Below are 22,100 nucleotides of genomic sequence, written 5' to 3'. Positions count from 1 at the left end.
AGCCTCCGGGTTCATTGGTCTGACTTGAGATTTACAATGTTCTATAAGTGGGTGCAGGGGGCAAAAGCCCCCTGCCGGGGGGCTGTGGGGGGTGTCCCCCCACCTCCTGTCGGGATGGGTAAGATCTTCGAAAAGCCCTGGGGGATAGGGGACATCGATGCGAAAGGCGGCGGGGAAATGTGTTACAATCAGAGTGATCGGGAAGGCCCCTAAAAAGATCCGAGAGCCGGCAGCGGAGCGCTTTCCATGGATGAGTTCGAGCGAGCCTTCGATCGGTTCGAATCCCAGATGGAGCGCCTCCTTCAGGATATCCTGACCCGTCAGCGATGGCTGTTGCGCCATGGGAACGCCTGGCGTCCCCCCACGGATGTCTATGAAACCGATGAGGCCGTGGTGGTGCGGGTGGAGATCGCCGGGTTGCGCCCTGAGGACGTGATGGTGGCGCTGCACGATCGCTGGCTGGTGATCAGCGGCTACCGGCACGATCCCACCCCCAAGGTCGCCTATCATCAACTGGAGATCCATTACGGGGAATTCCATGTGGAAGTCTATCTCCCCTGGGCTCTGGATGCGGAGGCGGCCCAGGCGACCTATCGCGACGGCTTCCTGATTGTGACGCTTCCCAAGAAGCCGCCGCTGACCATTACGGTGCGGACGCCGCGGCGTCTGCAGATCCGATCGGAGCCAAACTCGTGAGCGCTCAACCGGTCATTCGAAGCGGAATGAGGATGATCGCAATGGGGATGCGACCGTTTGGGCTCGATTGGGAAGGCTATTTCCTGGGCGAGGAAGGCGAAGAAATCCCCCCGATGGGGATCCAGCCGGAGGCCGGGCGGGGCCAGGCGGAGCCCGCGGTGGAGATCCCGGAGGAGCTGCCCATCCTTCCCCTGCGGGGCGTGGTGGTTTACCCGCTGACCGTGGTCCCTCTGGCCATCGGGCAGCCCCGGTCCATCCGGCTGATCGATGATGCCGTCCTGGGCAGGAAGCTGATCGGGTTGGTGGCCAGTAAGCGGCCGGAGCTGGAAGAGCCCATGCCCGAGGACTGTTACACGGTGGGCACGCTGGCCCTCATCCAGCGTCTGCTCCGGATGCCCGACGGCACGATGCGGATCCTGGTCCTGGGCCTGGAGCGGATCCGCATCACGGAATACACGGCCACCCAGCCCTACCTGAAGGCCCGCGTGGAGCGCCACCCGGAGACCATGACCCCGGGTCCAGAGCTGGAAGCCCTTCGCCGCAAGACCGCCGAGCTCTTCGCCCGCATGGTGGAGCTGATCCCCGGCCTCCCGGATCAGCTGGGGTCGATGGCGATGGCGGTGGAGGATCCGAAGCAGCTGGCCTATGCGGTGGCCACATATCTCCGGATGTCCCTCCAGGAGGCTCAGGAGATCCTGGAGCTGGACGACGTGGCCGCGAAGCTGCATAAGCTCATCGCCCTCCTGACCCGCGAGATCGAGGTCCTGGAGCTGGGCCGCAAGATCCAGTCGGAGGCCCAGGCCCAGGTGGAGAAAATGCAGCGGGAGTTCTTCCTCCGCCAGCAGCTGGAGGCGATCCGCCGGGAGCTGGGCGAGGCCGATGAGCACCAGATGGAGGTCGAGGAGTTCCGGCGGAAGATCGAGGAAGCCGGGATGCCGCCGGAAGCCCGACGGGAGGCTCTGCGGGAGCTGGAGCGCATGGCCAAGCTGCCCCCCGCCTCCGCCGAATACGGCGTAATTCGCACTTATCTGGACTGGATGGTCAGCCTCCCCTGGAACAAGACGACCCCCGACAACCTGGATGTCGCCCACGCCCGTAAAGTCCTGGATGAGGATCACTACGGCCTCCAGGATGTCAAGGAGCGGATCCTGGAGTATCTGGCGGTGCGCAAGTTGAAACAGGAACGGGCAGCGCAGCTGGAGGAGCTGGAAACCCGGGACTACATCCGCCGGGCCCGCGAGGGGGCTATCCTCTGCTTCGTGGGACCGCCGGGGGTAGGGAAAACCTCCCTGGGTCAATCGATCGCCCGCGCGATGGGGCGCAAGTTCACCCGCATCGCCCTGGGCGGCATCCGCGACGAGGCGGAGATCCGCGGCTTCCGCCGGACCTACGTGGGGGCCATGCCCGGGCGCATCATCCAGGCGCTGCGCCGGGTGGAATCCCGCAACCCGGTCTTCATGCTGGACGAGGTGGATAAGATCGGGGCGGACTGGCGGGGCGATCCCGCTTCGGCGTTGCTGGAGGTGCTGGATCCCGAGCAGAACCGAGAGTTCCGGGATCATTATCTCGATGTGCCTTTTGATCTCTCCCAGGTGCTCTTCATCTGCACCGCCAACCAGCTGGACACCATCCCCGCGCCCCTTCGGGATCGAATGGAGATCATCTTCATCCCGGGCTACACGGAGACAGAGAAGTTCCACATCGCGATGGGCTATCTGATCCCGCGGCAGCTGCGGGAGAACGGCCTGTTGCCCGGGGAGATCACCTTCACCGAAGCGGCGGTGCGCCGCATCATCCGGGAATACACCCGCGAGGCGGGAGTCCGGAACCTGGAGCGGGCCATCGGACGGGTCTGCCGCAAGGTGGCCACCCGCATCGCTGAAGGCGCCACAGAAGCCGCCCTGGTGGACGCGGAGGATGTCCCCCGCTATCTGGGCAAGCCGCTGTTCACCGAGGAGGAGATCACCCAGCGGGTGGAGGTCCCGGGGGTAGCCATCGGGCTGGCGTGGACGCCGACGGGGGGCGATGTGCTCTTTATTGAAGCGACGCGGATGCCGGGGAGCAAGGGGTTTGTCCTCACCGGCTCCCTGGGGGAGGTCATGCGGGAGTCCGCCCAGGCGGCCTTGAGCTACGTGCGGGCCCACGCGAAGGATTACGGGATCCCGGAACGGTTCTTCGAGCAGAGCGATATCCACATTCACGTGCCGGCGGGCGCCGTGCCCAAGGATGGCCCCTCGGCGGGCATCACCATCGTCACCGCCCTCGTCTCCCTGCTCACCGAGCGCCCGGTGCGGCCGGATGTGGGGATGACCGGGGAGATCACCCTGCGGGGGAAGGTGCTGCCCGTGGGAGGGATCAAGGAGAAGGTGCTGGCCGCCCACCGGGTGGGTTTGCGCACCGTGATCCTTCCGAAGCGGAACGAGAAGGATCTGGAGGACGTCCCCGAGGACGTCCGCCAGGCGATGCAGTTCGTGCTGGTGGAGACCATCGAGGAGGCCCTGCAGGTGGCCTTGCAAGACCGTCGGGAAAGCGCCCGGGCCGTCTCCAAAGACGGAGCGCGGCGCTCCCGCGCGCCGGCGAAAGCGAAAACGGGGCGCTCCTCCCGATAATCCGGACCCACGGAGGGAAGGGGGAGCCTAAAAATCCCCCCTCCCCGTTTCGGGGAGGGGCCGGGGGAGGGGTCCTTGGACCTCACCCCCCGGCCCCCGGGAACATCTCTCCCGCCCTGGTTGGATGCGCTGCCTATGGCGACCGTCATGATCATCGAGGATGACCCTCAGATGGCCCGGATGTTGGCCACCCTGCTGGAATTCGAGGGCTATGCGGCGGTAATCTGCCCATCCCCCGAACAGGCCCTGGATTGCATCCGGGAAGCCCGGCCGAACGTGGTCGTGATGGACTTCTATCTGGGGAAGACGAGAGCGCCCGGGCTATTGCGTTCGTTGCGGGAAGACCCAGACCTCAGAGGGGTGCGGGTGATTGTGGTTTCCGGGGATGATCAGGAAACGGCTGCGCGGGCCGCAGGGGCGGATGCGTTTTTATTAAAGCCGTTTCCCATGGAAGAATTGATCCAGCGCATCCGGAAGCTGGGCTGAGCGAACCGGGAGGGTTCAAGAATCCAACAGGCCGCTGGAAAGCCGCGGCTTCGCGGGGGGCTCCGCATCTCCCAGGAATCCATGGAGTGGAGGTCCGGGATGAGAACTCGATGGCTGATCGGCGCTGCAGGGGCAGGTATCCTGATCCTTCTTCTGGGGGTTTATCCGAGCCTCTCTCCAAATCCTTCCGTGTATGCTCAATCCGCCTGTGTCGGTGAACCGGACAATAATTATATCACGACAACCCAATCTATCAACGTTGGGACTTTAGCTAATCCCGCGAATTGTAATGAAACGCTGACGCCTGGAGATATAGATTATTTCAAAATTGCGTATGTGGGTGGGAATGTATATTTGATCACTGTTACTGTCCCTTCGACTTCCATGTTGAGGGTAGGAATCTCTTTACAAGATTTTAATGGGAATCAGCTTTTCGTTTGTGAGGAAGAAGGGATTCGCAATGTGCCTTGCTGGAGCAGTGGCCCAACGGCGCATCTTCGATGGTTTCAGTCTTCAAATGCGATTGTTTACTTACAAGTTCAGAACTTATCCTCTGTCACGGACACTTATACTTTGACAGCGCAAACGCTGGGGACAGCGACTCCTACCCCCACGTTGACGCCGACACCGACCGGCACACCACCCCCGACCGCCACGCCCACGCCGCTGCCCACGGCGACCCCGGCGGGGACCCCCGATGCGTTCGAGCCGAACTATGATTTCGATCACGCCACGCTGATCGGCCTCGGGGTGAAATATACGGGCCTGAACTTCGTCCCGCTGGTTCCCGGGACGGAGGACAATGATTTCTTCAAGCTCTGGGTGAAGCCGGGGATGGTGGTGACCTGCGAGACCCTGGATCTCACCCCGGGGACGGACACGAACATGATCATCTACGATGCGAACCGGAACGGGATCGCGGGCAACGACGATGTGGATCCGCGGGCCGGGGAGCTCCGGAGCCGGGTGACGGTCACGGTGACATGGGAGGGCTGGATGTATGTGCTGGTCGGGCAGGGGGGGCGGGGGATCGTCTATGGCTCCGGTTACAGCTTGCAATGCACGGTCGGCTTGCCGCCGACCCCCACCCCCACGCCGACCCGCACCCCGCGGCCGATCATAGAAATTCCCCCGCCGCCCACCGCCACGCCGTTCCCTACGTTCACCCCGATCCCGACCGCCACTCCCACGCCCATACGCCTGCGGGTCCAGGCGTTAACGCCTGCTCCCACGCCGGCCGGGCAACGAATCGAGGTGACGGTGGAGGTCTATTACGATGCCAATGGCAACGGCGCGCCGGATCCCGGGGAGGGAGTCGTGGATCTGCCGGCATGGCTGATCAGCCTCCGGGGAGGACAGGTGATCGCTCGTGGGACCACCGATGAAGCAGGGCGGGTGATCCTCCACGGATTCGCGGAAGGCCGCGTGCGTCTGGTGATCCCTTATCTGGGCATTGTTCGTTCGGTGGAGAACGGCGGGGTGGTGACTGTTCGGTTGAACCCGATCTCTATGCCGACGCGCCTGCCCTGATCCCCGGATTTGCTGGAGGGTGGGATGATTGAGCCGGAGGGAAAGCCGTCGGAGTTCGAGAGGAGGGTTCGGATCCTCCTCTCCCGCTGGCGGGAACAGGCGCGAGGGCGCTGGGAGCAGATCCCTCCGACCCTTCGCCCGGTGCTGCTGGCCAGCGCGAGCATGGGGGGGATAGGGCTGGTTCTGTTCATCGCCGGCCTTGTTCTGCTGGTTCGCGCCGCGCAACCGGCTTTGCCATCGCCGGTCGGAGGGATGGGGACTCCTTCCTTCCCATTTCCGCTTCGGATTCGGGTGAAGGAGGTAACCTTCCGGGTGGCTCCCCTCGCCGTGCGAGGGGGAAGCTGGCCGGTTCCACGCGGGCGGAGCGATACGGCTTACTGGATGGAAGGAACGTTCGCGAATCTGGTGTTCGGCCTGCCCGATCGTCTGGAAACCCGGCGTCTGATCGAGGGATTGCGGGAGGGCGATATCGTGGAGGTGGAGATGAGCGCGGGACCGGCGCTTCGATTTCAGGTCTCCGGCCGGCAACAGGTGCGGCCTGAGGATACGGCAATCCTCTCCCAGCACCGCCCAGGGCTTACGCTGTTGCTGGTGGGTGGGGAGCCGCGATGGGCGGTGACGGCCTCCCCGCTTCCGGAAGGGTCCTCTGAGCTCCTAACCGCTGGGCGGGTTCCGATCGGCCTCCCGGTGCAGGTGGGATCGATCCGTTTGACGCTGGAAAGCGCGGATCCGCGCTGGAACGGGCCCGGGATCCCTGCGGATTTTGTGGGGGTGGTGCTCCGGTTCGAGATCGTCCATACGGGGGGAGAGCCTCTGGCGCTCGAGCGCTTTGAGATGAATCTGGTCGATGTCGCCGGGCGACGATATCAGCCCACCCCGCTGGAGGGCGTCCCGGTTCCATCCGGCCGGATCGCCCCGGGCGGAACGGTGAGCGGGCAGGTCGCCTATCTCGTTCCTCGCAACAGCGCAGAGGGAGTTCTGGTCTGGCAGTTCAATCCATTTCCGGGGCGAACCGCTCCGGTGGAGGTGGAGTTTGAGCTCCCTCGCCCCACCCCGACGCCGGAGCCGGAAGCCCTGCTCCAGATCCAGATCCAGAGCGCCCAGTGGATGCCCGAGGAGCAGGCGCTGGTCATCCGGGGAGGGATCGGGAATCCAGGCGATCAACCGGTGACACTGGAGGCAACGGAGGTGGAACTGATCGGGCCGGAGGGCCAGCCGGTGCCGCTGATGGAGGCTTCCCCGGCGCTTCCCTGGATGATCCCGGCGGGCCGAAACCTGGGATTCGAATTGCGGTTCGCCTTATCCACCCCGGGCCCGGTCGTTCTGCGGATCGGAAAGGAGCGCTTTCAGATCCGCTGAGCTGAAGAGGGAAGGCGATCCGATTTCCCACTCGAGCATAGGCTCAAAAAAGGGGAGGCGGCCATGGCGATCTATATTATGCTCAGCACCCTGACCGATGAGGGCGCGGAGACCATTAAGGAGCGCCCCGAGCGCATCCTGGAGGTGAATCGCGAAGTCGAGGCGATGGGAGTGAAGGTCCTGGCTCAGTATGCGGTGCTGGGACCCTATGATTTCGTCAACATTGTGGAGGCGCCGGACAACGAGACGGTGGCCCGGGTCTCGGTGGAGCTGGCCTCCCGGGGCAGCGTGAAGATCATGACGCTGCCGGCCATCCCCATTGAGGAGTTCATCCGCCGGGTGAAAGGATAGCTGCGCGAGCGGGCGTCGCTGGCCCCCTCGCGGAGGCTTCCGGGCCCAGCCTGGCTCCTGAGGATGGAAGATTCTGGTCATCATGCGGTGGGCCTCTTCCTGGCAGCCTGAGGACGCCGAGGGTGTGGTTTTTTCTCTATCGGGTTGGAAGAAGCTCCGGGACAGGCCGGGGGCTGATCCTTCAGGATCTTTTCAGGCTGCTCATTGAATTCCATGCGGGTCGCCCTTCTCGCCTTTGATCTTTACATCGCCCTCCTTTTTTGGATCCAGGCCCGCTGGGCCCGGCGGTCGGAAACCCGATCCCGGGCGCGGATGAGCGCCCTGGTAGCGCTGGCCCATCTTCTGTTCTTCTGGCCGGTGGTCGGGGCGGGCATTTATTTGCCGCGGGGAGGGGGCGATCTCTGGGGTCAGCTATATCCGATCTGGGCGTTCGTGGCTGCCGAGGTGCGCCGCGGGCGTTTTCCCCTCTGGAACCCCCGTTTGCTGGGCGGCGATCCGATCTTTGCGGAAGGGCAGTTCGGTCTCTTCAACCCCTGGAACGGCCCGCTGTTCGCTCTGGATCCCCTCCCCATCGAGGCGGTGCTCTGGCGTGCCATGCTGCCGACCCTCTGGGCGGGCCTCGGCATGCTTCACCTGCTTTCCCGATCTCGATGGATTCGGGTCTCGCCGCCGTCGGCGCTGGCCGGCAGCCTGGCGTATATGTTCTCCTCCCCCTTTGTAGTCCATGTGGGTCATCCCCAGATCAGCGAGGCGATGGCCGGGTTCCCGTGGGCGCTGCTGGGGCTGGAGCAGAGCATGCGGCCCGGGGCGCCGGTGCGCTTGCTTCGGGGCGGCGTCGCGATCGCCATGATGGTCTTCAGCGGGCACGGGCAGGCCGTTTCCTACGCGCTGATGGGAGCCGCGGTGGGGATGCTGCTGATGCCGGGGCCGGGATCCCTTTTCCGACGTTGGCTGCGGGGAATGGCGGCGATGGCGCTGGGGATCCTCCTCGCCGCCCCGATGCTGGTTCCGGCGATCGAGCGCCTGCCCATGACGGAACGAGCGGTCGTGCCGCTGGAACAGCGACATGGCTACGAGATGGCCTGGGAGGATCTCCTGGATCTGCTTTCCCCCCTCATCCATGGCCGGAACGCGTCGGAATGGTGGTCTGCCCATCGGGGGCGGGTTGAGACGGGATATATCGGAGCTGGGGCGCTGGCCCTGGCGGTCTTCGGGGCCTTTCGCCCTCCAAAGGGGCGAGCCGTAGGGATGCTTCTATCCATCGGGCTGCTGGGGCTGGGGCTGGCGCTCGGTCGTGCTTCCCCCCTCTATGTGCTGCTGTCTTCCCTGCCTGTCTTCGGTCTGGCATGGAAAACGGCGCGTGCGGTGTTCCTGCTGAGCTTCGCCCTTGCCGTTCTGGCGGCCTGGGGCCTGGAGCATCGCCGGCGGTTCTGGAATCTGACGTGTGTTCTCCTCATCGCCGGAGGGCTGATCGGAGCGATCCCGCTGCTCGCTCGGATCGCCCCGCCCGGGATCCCCCGGGAACGGGCGCTCATGGGGCTGGCCCTCGCCACCGCATGGGCGCTGGGCCTGATCGGAGTGTATCGAATGCCGTCCCGACGGGGTCGCTGGATCGCCCTGGCGCTTCTCCTGGGGGAGCATCTGATGGTGAGCGCCCCCGCTGAGATCGAGGGGCGCTCCCCGCTGGAAGGCTTCGTTCATCCCCAGGCCCTCGCCTTCCTGCGGTCCGATCCCGGATGGTTCCGGGTGGATGTCGATCCGTCCGCGTGGGGCCTGTGGCCCCCGAACGCCCTCCAGGTCGCCGGGTTCGATACCCCTTTGGGAAGCGGGAACCCGATGAACCTGCGAGCGTTCCCCAGCCTATACTGGATGATCCCGCATCGAACGGCGCCGGCCTATCGAATGCTGGGGGTGAAATACATCGTGGTGCCAAAGGGGCATCCGCCGGGCGGGGAGGGGATCTGGCCGGTGTTTGTGGGAGATCCCCAGGTGGATGTGCACCTGCATACCGGTGCGCTCCCCCGGGCCTGGCTGGTCTACCGGACGGAGGTCGTGGGCGCTCAGGCGGAAGCGCTGCCCCGTGTGCTGGCCCCGGATTTCGCTCCCGAGCGGGTGGCGGTGGTGGAAAACGGCCCGCTTCTCCATGGGGAAGGGAAGGGCCGCATCGAGCTGTTGCGCATCGAGCCCAACCGGCTGGAGCTCCATGTGGAAACGGATGCGCCGGCGTTGCTCATGCTCAGCGAGGTCTTCTATCCGGGATGGCAGGCCTTTCTGGACGGGCGCCCTATCCCGATCTATCGGACCAATTTCGCGTTCCGTGGGGTCTTCGTCCCCCCGGGAGCGCACGATCTGGTGTTTCGCTTTCAGCCGGCCTCTCTAACGCTGGGCCTGATGCTGGCGATGGCCGCCCTGGGGGGCGTCCTGCTGGCCCACCTCGCCCGCCACGGCCGTCGGGATCCCGCTCCCGGATCTGGCAAGTGTCGGCTGTGATGAGACCCCCGCCCACGCGGGTGGGAGCTGGCCGGATCCCCCGCGCTAACCTTCCTGGGAGGGGAAGAGCCCGGAAGGGATGGGCAGGCCCAGGCGGCGGCAGAGCATCGGGATCAGGCCTCCGGCTTCCAGGATCGCCCGGACGGTTGGGGAAAGGGGCGGGAAGGGAAAGACGCCGGTCCGGCAATGGATAGTGCCGGTCTCCAAGTCGATCTCGATCTCCTCGCCCGGCTCGATAGCGTCGACGGCCTCTGGACACACGATCGGCAACAGGCCGTTGTTGATGGCGTTGCGGAAGTAGATGCGGGCGAAGGATTTGGCGATGATCGCTCGCACCCCGGCGGCTTTCAGGGCGATCACCGCCTGCTCCCGGGAGGACCCACACCCCCAGTTGCGGCCGGCCACGATGATGTCTCCCGGCCGAACTTCCCGGGCGAACGCCGGGTCCAGATCCTCCAGCGCATGGCGAGCCATCTCCGCCGGATCGGTGATCGTGTAAGTGTATTTGCCGGGGAAGATGACATCGGTGTTGATGTGATCTCCATACTTCCAGACGCGTCCGCGCAAACGCATGGGGACCTCCGCAGGCTGGATCGTTCGTTTTCCGACTTGCAGCTCTTCGATCTGGCTATCATAAACTGAACCCGGCGGCTAGATCTCAACGCTGGTGATACAATCTGGGATACAGGCTGCCTGGATCCTGGAATGGCATACGGCGGCCCCGGTTTTTTGTGGAGGTGAGGCATGCCTTCGCCCTTCCCGGGAATGGATCCATATCTGGAAGACCCGACGCTGTGGCCGGATGTCCATCATGGCTTGATCGAGGGGATACGGGCTTATCTCGCGCCGTTGCTTGCCCCTCATTTCTATGTTCGTGTGGAACAACGCGTTTATGTGACCTCGCCGATAGAGGATCCGGGCTATCGGGCTCTGATTCCCGATGTAATTGTGACGCGAGCTCCACAGGAGCGGGAGATCCCTGCTGGATGGCCCGGTCGACCGGCGATTGCTACACCTGCGGTGGTGGAAACATGGATCGAGCCTGAAATCCGGGATTATTACCTGGAAATCCGGGACGCGCGCTCCCATCAGGTCGTAACGGCGATCGAAGTGTTGTCGCCAGCGAACAAGGTGAAGGGATCCCGGGGGCAACAGGCGATGCTGGAGAAGCGCCGTCTGTTGTTGCAGGGCGGCGCGAACTGGCTGGAGATCGATCTGTTGCGGGGCGGGGATCGGGCGGAGCCTGTGGCAGGGCGTAGCGATTATGCGGTGATCCTCTATCGGCCCCATCAGCCGGGTGTGCTGGTCTGGTTCATCGATCTGCGGGATCGATTGCCGGTGGTGGCGGTGCCCCTGCGGCCGCCATTCCCCGATGCCCCCCTCGACCTGCAACAGGTGCTGGATGAAGTCTACGATCGGGCCCGATACGCAGACCAGATCGATTACACGGGTCCGATCCCGCCCCCGCCCCTCCCGCCCGCGGATGCCGCCTGGGTGCAGACACGAATTCGGGACTGGCTGGCCCAACAAGCCCATCGGTCTGGGTCTCCCCCGGGGGATTTCGGGTCGGGTTGAGCGATCAGAGCGGAGAACAGTGGCCGACGGCCTCGCCTTCCAGCACCTCCCGGGGATCGGTGATCCTTCCCCGCAGGGCGCTGGCGGCGACGACCGCCGGGCTGGCCAGGTAGATCTCCGCGTCCGGCGTCCCCATCCGTCCCCGGAAGTTCCGGCTTCCCGATGAGATCACCACCTCCCCGGGAGCCGGGATGCCCATATGGTTGCCCATGCATGGGCCGCAACCGGGGACCCCGATCATGGCTCCCGCCTGGATCAGGACCTCGAGGTAGCCCCGTCGGAGGGCCTCCTGGAGCACCTCGCTGGAGGCGGGGATCACCAGCAGCCGCACGTTCGGGGCGATCCGTCGCCCGCGCAGGATCGCCGCCGCGGCGGCGATGTCCTCCAGCCGCCCGTTGGTGCAGGTGCCGATGAAGGCCAGATCCACCCGGACGCCGGCCACCTCTCGCAGCGGCTTCACATGGTCCACCGAATGGGGACATGCCACCATAGGCTCCAGCTCGTCCAGCCGGTAGTGATACTCGGCCTCATAGACCGCATCCCGATCCGGATACAGGGCGTTCGCCGCGATGCCTTCACGGACCGCCTCCACGGGCTCGCCGGTGCGCCGGGCCCGGCGGAGGGCCAGCCACTCGAAGACGGAATCATCTGGGGGGAGGTATGCGTTCTTGGCCCCGAACTCGGCCATGAAGTTGGCGATCACCATGCGGCTCTCGATGGAGAGGGCGGAGATGTTGCCAGCGAATTCCACGGAACGATACAACCCGCCATCGGCCCCCAGATCCCGGAAGATCCGCAGGCAGAGATCCTTGGCCGTCACGCCGAAGGGCAGACGGCCCTCCAGGGTGATCCGGATGCTTTCGGGCACTCGAAGCCAGAGCTCGCCGGTGGCCCAGAGGGCCAGCACCTCGCTGCGCCCCACGCCAGCTCCGAAGGCCCCCATCCAGCCGAAATGGGTGGTGTGGCTGTCGGCCCCCAGGATCATCTGGCCGGGTAGCACCAGGGCCTCCTCGCTGAGCACCTGATGGCAGATCCCTCGCCCGGCCTCGAAGAAATGGCGGATGCCCTGCTCCGCCACAAAGCGCCGGATCTCGGCGTGGTTCTGGGCGTGGCGCGGAGTCGGGGGCGGGACCGCGTGGTCCAGGGTGATGACCAGCCGATCGGGATCCTTCACGCGCCTCAACCCGAGGCGGTAGAACATCTGGGCGATGGCGGCCGTGTTATCATGGCTCAGGATCCAGTCCGGCCGCACATCCACGATCTCGCCGACGGTGACCTCCGGGCGGCCGGCTGCCCGGGCGATCGCTTTCTGCGCGAAGGTCTGCGGTCCCATTGTCCTCTCCCTCCCTTTGCCTTCGTCCATCAGTCGGATCGCGAAGGCGCCGGAGCATGCAGCGGGGGCGACATGGAAGCCGCCTCCCCTCCGGCCCAGCGCCGCAGCATCTCGTCCACATCCTCCAGGGTGATCCGCTTCTCATCCGCCAGGGCCTTGATGTGAGCGGTGACCTCCCGGATCTGTTCATCGCTCAGGTTCAGCCCCAGCTGCTCGGCCCGCGCCTTCACGGCGTTCCATCCGGTCAGCCGGTGCGCAATGGAGATGTAACGGGTCATCCCGAAGTCCTGGGGGTCCAGCGCCTCATAGGTCTCCGGGTTGTTCAGGATGGCCTTGGCGTGGATGCCGGCCTTGTGGGTGAAAGCGGCCATCCCGGTGATGTAATTGTTGAAAGGGATCTCCACCCCCACCATCTCGGCCACCATCTGTTCGATCTCGCGCAGCTTCCTCAGGTTATACTTGCGCCGCACCAGATCCCGGTTAATGGTATACATCCGCGCGATGAAGCCTCCCAGCGGGGTGATGCCGTTGCGCTCCCCAATGCCCAGGACGGTGGTATCGATGTGGGTCGCGCCGGCCTCGAGAGCGGCGAAGGCGTTGGCGATGGCGCACCCCGTATCGTTGTGGCCATGGAATTCGATGTCCGCCCGGGTCAGCCGTCGCAGGGTGCCGACCAGCCAGGCCACCTGGCTGGGGGTCGCGATGCCCACCGTGTCGGCGATCCCCAGCCGGTTCACCACTCCCAGCCGATCGATCGCCAGATATACGCGCAGGAGATCTGCCGGATCGCTGCGGAAAGTATCCTCGGTGGAGAAGCGAAGCTCGATATGGGGAGCCTGCTCCCGGATGAACGTCAGCACCTCCGCAGCCCGGTCGATGATCTCCTCCACGCTCATGCCGTGGCTGAAGGCCCGCAGATACGAGGAGACCCCAATGACCACATCGATCCCGTCCACGCCGGTCTCCAGCGCCCGCCTGGCGTCCTCCAGGTGGCAGCGGATATGCGTCAGCACTTTGCAACGCAACCCCAGACGGGCGATGACGCGGCAATCTTCAAAGCTCTTCGGTGAGGCCGAGGGGTTGGTCAGCTCAATATATTCCACCCCGAACTCGTCCAGGGCGTGGGCGATGCGGATCTTGTCCTCGGTAGAAAAATGGGCTCCTACGAATTGCTCCCCTTCGCGAAGGGTGGATTCGATGATATAAAAGTGATCCAGCGGCATGGTGGTTGCCTCCCTTCCTGGGGTTTGGAGGTTGGGGAGATCGCTTCACGCCCTCCCCGATGGGGCGGATCCCCTTTGCGCCTCTACGCTTGCGCAGCGATCCATTCCAGCGCCCGCGTCAGCACGCGAATTCCGGTTACGTATTCGGTCAGCTCCATGTGCTCCTCCGGGGTGTGATCCAGTCGGGCATCGCCCGGCCCATAGGCGGCGATCGGGCAGCGCCAGGCTGGCCCCACGACGTTCATGTCCGAGGTCCCGGATTTTAAGAGAAAGCGGGGGTGGAGCCCTTCCCCCCGGATCCCGGCGAGCAACGCCCGCACCAGTGGGGTGTCGGCGGAAGCCCGCCACGCGGGCTCTTCCCCCTCGGTCCGCCAGGTTGCCCCTGCCGTATCCAGGATCGGTCGGATCGCCTCCCGCCATCGCTCCGGCGGCCAGGCCTCCGGCAGTCGGAACCCCACGGTCATCTCCGCCCATTCCCGGAGGCCGTCCCCATCCGCCTGGATCCGGCGAAGAGAAGGGGTGATCTGCTCAAAGATGCGGTTCCCGGAGGAAGCGGCCCGGGCGCGCTCCCGAAGGGTGATCCACAGATCCACCAGCCGTTCCGCCGGGTTCGGCTCCGGGATAGCCGTGTGGCGGTTGGGCGCTTCGAGGCGGAGATGAAGGAGCATCCGACCTTTGTAGCCCAGGGTGATGGCGTCGGCCCCGCTGGGCTCGAGGATCAGGACCATATCGGGAGGGGACCATGTTTGCAAGAGATGGCGCGCGCCGCGAGAGGTGGCGGCTTCCTCTTCCACCGCGCCGACCACCACCCATCGCCACCCCGGTCGAGCGCCCACCCGGGCGACCGCGACGGCCGCCGCCGCCAGCGGACCCTTCGCATCGACCGCTCCCCGGCCATACAGGCGACCGTTCTCCACCCGCACCGGGATCTCCCCCGGGGCCGTGTCCAGGTGCCCCAGAAGCAGGAGGGTCCGGGGGCCTTCCCCCATGCTTCCCACGGCGTTGCCGGCCTCATCCACCCAGGCCTCGAATCCGTGCGCCATCATCCAGCGGGTGAGGAACGCGGCCGCCTCCCCTTCGGCCCCCGAGGGACTGGGAAAGCGAACCAGGGCTTCCAGAAGAGCGAGGGCTTCCGGATCATCCACCCGGATCATCCTTCCCCTCCTTCGACGGCGGAAGGAACGGGCGTGGCGGATTCGTGAAGGGCGCGTTCCAGGGCGCTGGCGATTTGCTCCAGGTGATGGGTTTCCACGATCAGAGGGGGGAGAAACCGCACCACATCGGGGCCGGCGGGAAGGGCCAGCACGCCTTCTTCCATCATGCGGCGGAGGATCGGCGTGGCGCGCGCCCGCAGGGCCACGCCGATCATCAGGCCGAGGCCCCGGATCTCCCGCACGAGGGAGGAGCGGATCTGACGCAGGCGTTCCTGGAACTGTGCGCCCAGACGGGCTGCCCGTTCGACCAGCTGTTCTCGCCGGAGGGTTTCGATCACCGCAAGAGCCGCGGCGCAGGCCATCGGGTTCCCCCCAAAGGTGGAGCCGTGGGCGCCCGGGGGCAGGGGGCCCCAATCAGCGGGGAAGGCGACGGCGCCGATGGGGAATCCCCCTCCCATTCCCTTGCCCATGGCGAACAGGTCGGGAAGCACCTCGTAATGCTCCGCCGCAAACCAGCGCCCGGTGCGCCCGAAGCCGGTTTGCACTTCATCGAAGATCAACAGGGCGCCGCGATCGTCACACAGCTTCCGCGCCGCCTGCAGGAACGCCGGATCCGCCGGCCATACGCCTCCCTCCCCCTGAACGGGCTCCAGGATCACGGCGGCGGTTTCCGGGCCGATGGCGGCCTCCAGGGCGTCGACGTCGTTGAAGGGGATATGGCGGAAACCCGGAACCAGCGGCTCAAAGGGCTGACGATAGGCCGGGTTCCAGGTGGCGGAAAGGGCGCCCATCGTGCGCCCGTGGAAGGCGCGGCGGGCGGCGATGATTTCCCTGCGTCCGGTGCGCCAGCGGGCGAACTTGATGGCCGCCTCCACCGCTTCCGCTCCGGAATTGCACAGGAAGATCCGCCATGCCCGGCCACCGGGGAGGATGCTCTGAAGCGCCTCCAGCAGCTCCGCGCGCCGGTCGTTGTAAAAGATCTCCGGGCAAATCATCAGGCGGTCCATCTGTTCCCGGAGGGCCGCCCGGACCGCCGCAGGATTGTGGCCCAGGAGGGCAACCCCCTGGCCGCCGGTGGCGTCCAGGTAGCGATGTCCTTCCGCGTCCCACACATACACGCCTTCCCCCCGGATCAGCACCAGGTCTCGCTTGGGGTAGACGCCGCTGGTGTAGCGGCTTTCGATCGCCCGGACATCCATCCGACAAACCTCCTGATGGAGATAGCGGAGGATTGGCCCCCGAATGAGCTCGGATGGTGTTTCGTCGGAAGTCGCAGGCGGACCCTTATCCTTTTTTTCGCCCGGAAGCGGACAGGGGCTGTTCGGAGCCCATGGCTTCCACCTGCAGGGGGATCCCGGAAGGCGTGGCGAGGATACGGGTTCCTTCCCCCTGGAGGGCAGCGGTCAGGGGCGTGGGGCGGCGACCATCGGCCAGCCAGACGCAGCGAAGGCCGTTCTGAAGGGCCTCCCGCGCCGCCAGGAGCTTATGGCGCATGCGCCCCTGCGCCCAGGCCATCGCTTCCTCCAGCTCCTCGAGGCGCAGCTCCGCCACCCGTGTTTGCTCATCCGGGAACGACCGGAGCAAGCCGGGGGCGCCCGTGAGGAAAATCAGCCCCTCCGCTCGAAGGGCCGTGGCGATGGCCGCGGCCGCTCGATCCCCGTCGACGTTCACGACCTCCCCTTCCGGCGTGATCCCCATCGGGGCGATCACCGGGTAGAGCCCCTGTTCCAGAAGCGCGCGGAGCAGCGCCGCGTTCACCCCCATGGGCGTCCCCGAATAATCCCCCCGCAGGATCAGGAAGCGATCCCCCTCGCGGATCCGCAGCGCTTCCTTCCGGCGAGCCAGCAGCAGCCCCCCGTCGATCCCTCTCAGGCCGATGGCGTGGACTCCACGGCGGCGCAGGCCGGCCACCAGGTGGGCGTTGACCCGGCCATAGGCCATCAGCAGGATGTCCCGCGTGCGCTCATCGGTGTAGCGGCTGGTGAACCCGGAGGCCGACGTCACGTAGCGGGGCGGATGCCCCAGGGCCTCCCCCAGCGCATCTGCTTCCGCGGAGATCCCGTGGACCAGCACCCAGCGCCGGCCTTCCCGGGCCCATGCGGCCAGCTCCTCCAGGACGGCCTCCGCGTTCACGGCGGCGTTCCCGCCGATCTTGATCACCCACATGGTGTGCCTCCCGAGCGGTGGGGATATGCAGGTTGCAGGAAATGGTTCGCTCCACACCGGAAGACCTACAGCGCGGTTCTTCATGAATACGCGCTATGCCGGATATACTGGGATCAGGTCGAGCCCGGCGGTCTCCGGCCAGCCCATGGCGATGTTCAGGGACTGAACCGCCGATCCTGCTGCGCCTTTCATCAGGTTGTCCAGGGCGCACAGAGCGACGATCCGCCCCGTTTCCTCCTCCACAGCGAAGCCCACATCCGCGAAGTTGCTTCCGATTACGGCCTTGGGGTCCGGCAGCCGGTGGAGGCCCTGCCGGTCCTTCACCATCCGGATAAAGGGCTCCTCCCCATAGGCTGTGCGGTAGATCCGCCAGAGATCGGATTCAGCCAGAGGCGCGCGAGGCCATGCGTGCGCCGTGGCCAGCACCCCTCGCACCGCGTCCACGGCGGTCACAGAGAGGGCGATGGTGTCACGGCCCAGGGCCTGGCGGACCTCGGCGGTGTGACGGTGGCTGACGGGGGCATACGGTCGGATGGCGCCGTGGCGCTCTGGATGGTGGGATCCGGGGTTCGGTTCACGGCCCGCCTCCGAGGAGCTGGCCTTGACATCCACCAGGATGGGGCGGTCTGGATCCAGGATGTCGGCCCGAACCAGTGGCCAAAGGGCCAGGATGGCGGCGGCGGCGTTGCAGCCGACCCCGCTGATATAACGAGCTCCGCGCAGATCCTCCCGGTAGCACTCGGGCAGGCCGTAAACGAAGCGGGAGAGCCACTCCGGATGGGGATGTGGGCGATCATACCAGCGGCGGTAGGCTTCCGGATCGCGGAGCCGAAAGTCCGCTGAGAGATCGACCACCACAGGCGCCAGGGCGGCGAAGGATTCGATGCGGGGGGCGACCTCGCCGTGAGGCAGGGCGACGAAGAGCACATCGCATGGGCGAAGATCTCCCATCCGGCAGAAGGTGAGCACGGCAGCCCGGCGCAGGTGAGGATGCACGCGGTGGACCGGCTCCCCGGCGTGGGATTCGGAGGTGATCTGGGCGATCTCCACCCGCGGATGGCGCAGGAGCAGGCGGAGAAGCTCCCCGCCCACGTAGCCGGAGGCCCCCACGATGCTCACGCGGACCCGTTCCATCGCTGGACCTCCCGAGGATGAGGGTGGGAGTGAGCGGCGGCCCACCCATCGCGGGCCACCCGGATCACAAACTCCACGATCGCTCCGGGGATGTCCACGCCGGTAGGCTCCACCGAATTACGAAACTCCATGGAATGGTTGATTTCGTTGACCAGAAGTCCTCGCTGGGGATCCTCGAAAAGGTCGATGGCGAGGACCCCGCCGCCCACGGCGGCGGCCGCCCGCGCGCAGAGGTCGGCCAGCTCGGAAGTGATTGGGCACTTGGAGGCGCGGCCGCCCCGGGCCGTGTTGGTGATCCAGTGTTCCGAAGACCGGTAGATGGCCGCGATGGTCTCGCCGCCCACAACGAAGGCCCGGATGTCCCGCCCGGGCTTGGGGATGTATTCCTGGATGTAATAGACACCGTGGGCGAAGCCCCCGAGCGTCTCCTTGTGCTCCAGCAGGGCTTCCGCGGCATCCCGATCGTTCACCCGGGCCAGCAGCCGTCCCCACGAGCCGAGCACCGGCTTGAGGACGACCGGATAGCCCCATTCCTCGATGGCCTGCAGCGCCCCCTCTGGAGAGAAGGCGACCCGGACGCGCGGGGTTGGGACGCCGGCTCGAACCAGGGCCGCGGTGGTGAGGAGCTTATCGGCGCAGGTATGGATCACCGCCGCCGGGTTGATGACCGGCAGGCCCATATCCTCCAGCAGTTGCGCGGCGTGGAGCGCCTGCCAGTGGCTGAGGGAGCGCATCAGCACCGCATCGAAGCGGTTCCAGCCGTCCGGGGCGCCGACCTCCAGGATCGTTGAGCGATCGCGGATGACTTCTGCCTCCACGCCCCGACGCCGGAACGCCTCCAGCAGCCACTTCTCCTCTGTACGCACCAGCGTGCAGAACAGGGCGATCCGCATCGGCATCGCCTCCTACTCCCCCCAGTCCTCTTCCACCTGGGGCGCGCGATCCAGGGTCAGAGGGGAAAGAGAAACCACCTCCAGAGCCGTGCCACATTCGGGGCAGGTCAGGAATTCATGGAGCACCACATCCTCTCGCAGCGGCACATGGGCCGCGCACTCCGGACAGATCCCGCTGGGCATGATCCACCTCCATCGCAAAGGATGAAGTTAAGAGGAACCGGGCAGGCGATTTCCCCGCCCATCCGATTCCCGACTTCCCTTCGATCCGAACATCCTGGGTCCTGTGAAAAAAGAAACCCCCAGGCCGCCGGACGGTAGCCTGGGGGTTGGGATCCTGACGGATACAAAAAGCCGCTACGTCAGGACCGGACTACCGTCCGGGCCTGGAGGCGCAGCGGCTTTTTTGATCCACGTCATCCAGAATGGCTGATGGGGCATCATGACGCTTGATCTTCCAAGTTTGGCCCTAAATATACCCTGGATTTCCCTGCTTGTCAAGAACGCCTTTCTCGCGGCCTATTGGCCTGGAGGATCGCCCTGCGAAAGTGGAACGTTGATACCAACCAGAGGGTTGATGCGAACCGGCAGTGGCAGAGCTACCGCCTGGGTCCGAAGAGGCGGAAAACGGTAGGCGGCCGGAGGTCGCCGAGGGCCACGATATCGCCTTCGCGCAATCCTTCCAGCACCTCGCTTTCGGTTTCACCCTGAGCGCCCAGACGGATCTCCACTTCCTCCACCCGATCGCCCACCACACGGTTGACGAATGCTCGCCCGGTGCTCCGATCGCGGCGGACCGCGGCGTTGGGCACCAGCAGCACGTTTTCCCGGCGATCCACTTCGATCTCCACGGTGGCGCTCATGCCTGACCGCAGGGCGGGATCCCGCTCATCCAGCACCACCCGGACCCGGTAAGTGGCTGCGCTCCCGGCTTCCATGGCCACCGGGGCGATGGATTCGATATGGCCCCGGAACGTGCGCCCGGGCAGGGCATCCAGGGTGATCTCCACGGGCATTTTCTCCTTCAGGCGGACAACGTCCACCTCATCCACGGTCAGATCCAGGTAGAGATCGCTCAGATCCGCGAGGAGGACGGCCCCTCCGGGGATGCCTGCGCCGACGACCTGGCCGACCTCGATGTTCAGGGCGACGACCGTGCCGTCGAAGGGCGCCACCAGGGTGGCCTGTTCCAGGCGGCGCCGGGCCTGCTCCAGCTGCAAACGGGCCTGTTCCAGCTGCAGGCGCGCGCGCTCGATGGTCAGCGCATCGGGCTGCATCCGGGTCAGGTTGGCCTGGGCCTGGGCCAGCTGGGCCCGGGCGGCTTCCAGCTGTTCGGGTCGGGCCCCCGCCTTCAGCTTCTCGTACTGGAGCCGGGCGACCTCCGCCTGGAGCTCCGCCTGCCCCACCCGGGCTTTGGCCAGATCCAGATCGACCGGCGCGGCGAGCGGCGTGCCTGCGGTTTTATCCCGGGTCAGCTGCGCCTGCCAGATGGCGTTCTTGGCGATCTCCACGTTCAACCGGGCGATCTCCAGATCGATGGGATCGGGCCCTTTCTCCAGGGCCTGCAAAGCCGCCTGGGCGCTGCGCACGGCCGCTCGCGCGGCGGCCAGTTCCTCCGCTTTGGGACCCTGAACGGTCTGACTGTAGATCACCTGCTGGGTGAGGTAGGCGATCTCCGCCTGGCGCACCGCCAGCTCCAGATCTGTCGTATCCAGACGGGCCAGGGGCTGCCCTTTGCGAACGGCCTCTCCTTCCCGGACGAAGATCTCCGCCACCGTGCCAGCCGTTGCGAAGTTCAGGGCGGCCTGGGCGCGGGGGCGGATCTTGCCCGCTGCGCTCAGGGTGATCCGGAGCGTTCCTCGCCGGATCGTCGCCGTCTCCGGGAAGGCGGGCGGTTGCGCCTGGGCGCGCTGGAAGAGCGCCCAGGCGCCGATCAGGAACAGCGGGATGAGCAGGATGAACCACAACCATCGGCGGCTTCGCATCGGTCGTTCACCTCCTGGCGGGTTCATCGGGATGGCCCTCCAGCCCCCACAGGAACAGCGCCGTCAGCTCCCGGGCGATCTGCTCGGGGGGAAGGGCCGCCAGGCCAGGGTCCATTTCCATGCCAAAGACGGTCACCCCATGAAGGGCTCCCCAGATCGCCCACAGGATCAGAGCGGGATGGAATGGGCGCTGCCGTCGCTGCAGCGCGGCGGCCAGCAGCGCCTGCACCTGTTCCAGGAAAGGCCGGGCGATCTGTTCCACAAACATCTGACGCACGGCCTCGTCCGTTCGGATTTCCTGATACAGGGCCTGCATCAGGGGAAGGCGGGCGCGCATCGCCGTCAGGCGTTCCACGAGGAACGCCTCCAGCCACTCCCGGGGTTCCATGGTCTCCAGCGTCTGGAGCTGCTGCTGGATCGGCCGGATGACAAAGGCCTCGAACAGGGCCAGGAGCAGATGTCGTTTGGTCGGAAAGTATCGGAAAATCGTCCCCTCGGCCACTCCGGCAGCCCGGGCGATGGCCCGGGTGGTGGCCCCCCGGAACCCATGCTGGGCGAAGACCTGCGCCGCTGCTTCCAGGATCTGCGCTCGCCGCGCTTCCCCGGCCATCCGGGATGCCATCGGAGCCTCCCATGAAGTGAGCGCTCACTCAGCATAGAGGGAGCCGGGGGGTTCGTCAAGTTTTCCCGGTCCAGCGTGGCGTTATGCGGGGAAAGCGTTTGTGGAGAGGCCAGAGATGTGAACCACAACTCCTACGTCTCCGGCTTTAAGACCGTGCTCCGGTATATCTCGCGCCAGCACCATGCTGTCCAATTCTCGAATCATGGCTTACTCTCCTGTTTGAGGATAGGCGGTTACGAACCGGGGGATTTCCTCTTCCCCTTCCACGATCCATACCGTCCGAACGCTCACCCTCCTTCCGAGGGGTGTGAGCAGCTCCCCATCCACTATATCCGGAATTTCCTGATGTTGGTTTTCGAACATTCCGTGTGTATTGCGCGGCATGAGGCAGGCTGGGAGGATAGCGAAAGCATACCCATACGTGAACAGGAGGGCTCTTGCGGGCAGCCGACCTCGGAGCGGAGCCACGGGCCTATCTGAAGCGTTCGCGGGGC

The 22,100-nt window shown here is 65.7% G+C and carries 21 protein-coding genes; 8 read left to right on the top strand and 13 right to left on the bottom strand.

Annotated features, from left to right (window positions below):
- The first annotated feature begins 246 nt into the window (after nt 1-246).
- The 7 genes from VAE54_RS01385 (at nt 247) to VAE54_RS01355 (ending at nt 9,521) form a co-directional block, all read left to right on the top strand.
- Complete coding sequence (locus VAE54_RS01385; RefSeq protein ID WP_322800136.1) at nt 247-696, top strand: Hsp20/alpha crystallin family protein; 450 nt, start codon at nt 247-249, stop codon at nt 694-696.
- A 113-nt stretch (nt 697-809) separates the two neighbouring features.
- Entirely contained in the window at nt 810-3,305 is a 2,496-nt protein-coding gene (lon, locus tag VAE54_RS01380) for an endopeptidase La (RefSeq protein WP_416223753.1), read from the top strand.
- A gap of 135 nt (nt 3,306-3,440) precedes the next feature.
- A complete protein-coding gene (locus VAE54_RS01375; protein WP_322800134.1) occupies nt 3,441-3,791 on the top strand; it encodes a response regulator in 351 nt (116 codons plus the stop codon).
- A gap of 573 nt (nt 3,792-4,364) precedes the next feature.
- Nucleotides 4,365-5,321, top strand: a complete 957-nt coding sequence (locus tag VAE54_RS01370) for a hypothetical protein (protein ID WP_322800133.1) — start codon at nt 4,365-4,367, stop codon at nt 5,319-5,321.
- Nucleotides 5,322-5,345: 24 nt separating this feature from the next.
- Nucleotides 5,346-6,680: a hypothetical protein gene (locus tag VAE54_RS01365; RefSeq protein WP_322800132.1), complete on the top strand. Its 1,335-nt coding sequence runs from the start codon at nt 5,346-5,348 to the stop codon at nt 6,678-6,680.
- A 63-nt stretch (nt 6,681-6,743) separates the two neighbouring features.
- The gene (locus tag VAE54_RS01360; RefSeq protein ID WP_322800131.1) at nt 6,744-7,031 is read left to right on the top strand and encodes a GYD domain-containing protein; all 288 of its coding nucleotides are present in this window, start codon (nt 6,744-6,746) and stop codon (nt 7,029-7,031) included.
- 213 nt (nt 7,032-7,244) lie between these two features.
- The gene (locus VAE54_RS01355) at nt 7,245-9,521 is read left to right on the top strand and encodes a YfhO family protein (protein WP_322800130.1); all 2,277 of its coding nucleotides are present in this window, start codon (nt 7,245-7,247) and stop codon (nt 9,519-9,521) included.
- A gap of 45 nt (nt 9,522-9,566) precedes the next feature.
- On the opposite strand, the gene VAE54_RS01350 is transcribed toward VAE54_RS01355, so the two are convergent.
- The gene (locus VAE54_RS01350; protein ID WP_322800129.1) at nt 9,567-10,094 is read right to left on the bottom strand and encodes a 3-isopropylmalate dehydratase small subunit; all 528 of its coding nucleotides are present in this window, start codon (nt 10,092-10,094) and stop codon (nt 9,567-9,569) included.
- A 171-nt stretch (nt 10,095-10,265) separates the two neighbouring features.
- Between VAE54_RS01350 and VAE54_RS01345 the strand changes: the two genes are divergently transcribed.
- On the top strand, nt 10,266-11,096 hold the full coding sequence (locus tag VAE54_RS01345; RefSeq protein WP_322800128.1) for a DUF4058 family protein: 831 nt from the start codon (nt 10,266-10,268) through the stop codon (nt 11,094-11,096).
- A gap of 4 nt (nt 11,097-11,100) precedes the next feature.
- Here VAE54_RS01345 and VAE54_RS01340 read toward each other — a convergent pair whose 3' ends face one another.
- The 12 genes from VAE54_RS01340 to VAE54_RS14480 form a co-directional block, all read right to left on the bottom strand.
- Nucleotides 11,101-12,429, bottom strand: coding sequence for a 3-isopropylmalate dehydratase large subunit (locus tag VAE54_RS01340; RefSeq protein WP_322800127.1), 1,329 nt, complete (start codon nt 12,427-12,429; stop codon nt 11,101-11,103).
- A 29-nt stretch (nt 12,430-12,458) separates the two neighbouring features.
- Entirely contained in the window at nt 12,459-13,652 is a 1,194-nt protein-coding gene (gene lysS, locus VAE54_RS01335; protein WP_322800126.1) for a homocitrate synthase, read from the bottom strand.
- A gap of 83 nt (nt 13,653-13,735) precedes the next feature.
- Nucleotides 13,736-14,806: a [LysW]-lysine hydrolase gene (locus VAE54_RS01330; RefSeq protein ID WP_322800125.1), complete on the bottom strand. Its 1,071-nt coding sequence runs from the start codon at nt 14,804-14,806 to the stop codon at nt 13,736-13,738.
- The gene (locus tag VAE54_RS01325) at nt 14,803-16,005 is read right to left on the bottom strand and encodes an aspartate aminotransferase family protein (protein ID WP_322800124.1); all 1,203 of its coding nucleotides are present in this window, start codon (nt 16,003-16,005) and stop codon (nt 14,803-14,805) included. Before VAE54_RS01325 ends, VAE54_RS01330 begins: the two co-directional genes overlap by 4 nt.
- Before the next feature lie 85 nt (nt 16,006-16,090).
- Nucleotides 16,091-16,972 (bottom strand): [LysW]-aminoadipate kinase, encoded by an 882-nt coding sequence (locus VAE54_RS01320; protein ID WP_322800123.1) that lies wholly within the window; start codon nt 16,970-16,972, stop codon nt 16,091-16,093.
- A 93-nt stretch (nt 16,973-17,065) separates the two neighbouring features.
- Nucleotides 17,066-18,106, bottom strand: a complete 1,041-nt coding sequence (gene argC / locus VAE54_RS01315; protein ID WP_322800122.1) for an N-acetyl-gamma-glutamyl-phosphate reductase — start codon at nt 18,104-18,106, stop codon at nt 17,066-17,068.
- The gene (lysX, locus tag VAE54_RS01310; protein WP_322800121.1) at nt 18,088-18,999 is read right to left on the bottom strand and encodes a lysine biosynthesis protein LysX; all 912 of its coding nucleotides are present in this window, start codon (nt 18,997-18,999) and stop codon (nt 18,088-18,090) included. The genes argC and lysX overlap by 19 nt, the downstream gene beginning before the upstream one ends.
- 12 nt (nt 19,000-19,011) lie before the next feature.
- A complete protein-coding gene (gene lysW, locus VAE54_RS01305; protein ID WP_322800120.1) occupies nt 19,012-19,182 on the bottom strand; it encodes a lysine biosynthesis protein LysW in 171 nt (56 codons plus the stop codon).
- 416 nt (nt 19,183-19,598) lie between these two features.
- Entirely contained in the window at nt 19,599-20,984 is a 1,386-nt protein-coding gene (locus VAE54_RS01300; RefSeq protein WP_322800119.1) for an efflux RND transporter periplasmic adaptor subunit, read from the bottom strand.
- A 7-nt stretch (nt 20,985-20,991) separates the two neighbouring features.
- The gene (locus VAE54_RS01295) at nt 20,992-21,606 is read right to left on the bottom strand and encodes a TetR/AcrR family transcriptional regulator (RefSeq protein WP_322800118.1); all 615 of its coding nucleotides are present in this window, start codon (nt 21,604-21,606) and stop codon (nt 20,992-20,994) included.
- Nucleotides 21,607-21,687: 81 nt separating this feature from the next.
- Nucleotides 21,688-21,789 (bottom strand): hypothetical protein, encoded by a 102-nt coding sequence (locus VAE54_RS14485; RefSeq protein WP_416223752.1) that lies wholly within the window; start codon nt 21,787-21,789, stop codon nt 21,688-21,690.
- 24 nt (nt 21,790-21,813) lie between these two features.
- Nucleotides 21,814-21,969 (bottom strand): DUF6883 domain-containing protein, encoded by a 156-nt coding sequence (locus VAE54_RS14480; protein ID WP_416223751.1) that lies wholly within the window; start codon nt 21,967-21,969, stop codon nt 21,814-21,816.
- Between the last annotated feature and the right edge of the window lie 131 nt (nt 21,970-22,100).

The sequence above is a fragment of the Thermoflexus sp. genome, assembly GCF_034432235.1.
Lineage (GTDB): Bacteria > Chloroflexota > Anaerolineae > Thermoflexales > Thermoflexaceae > Thermoflexus.
The sequence above is the reverse complement of the archived record's forward strand: the minus strand, read 5'-3'. Positions and strand labels throughout refer to the sequence as shown.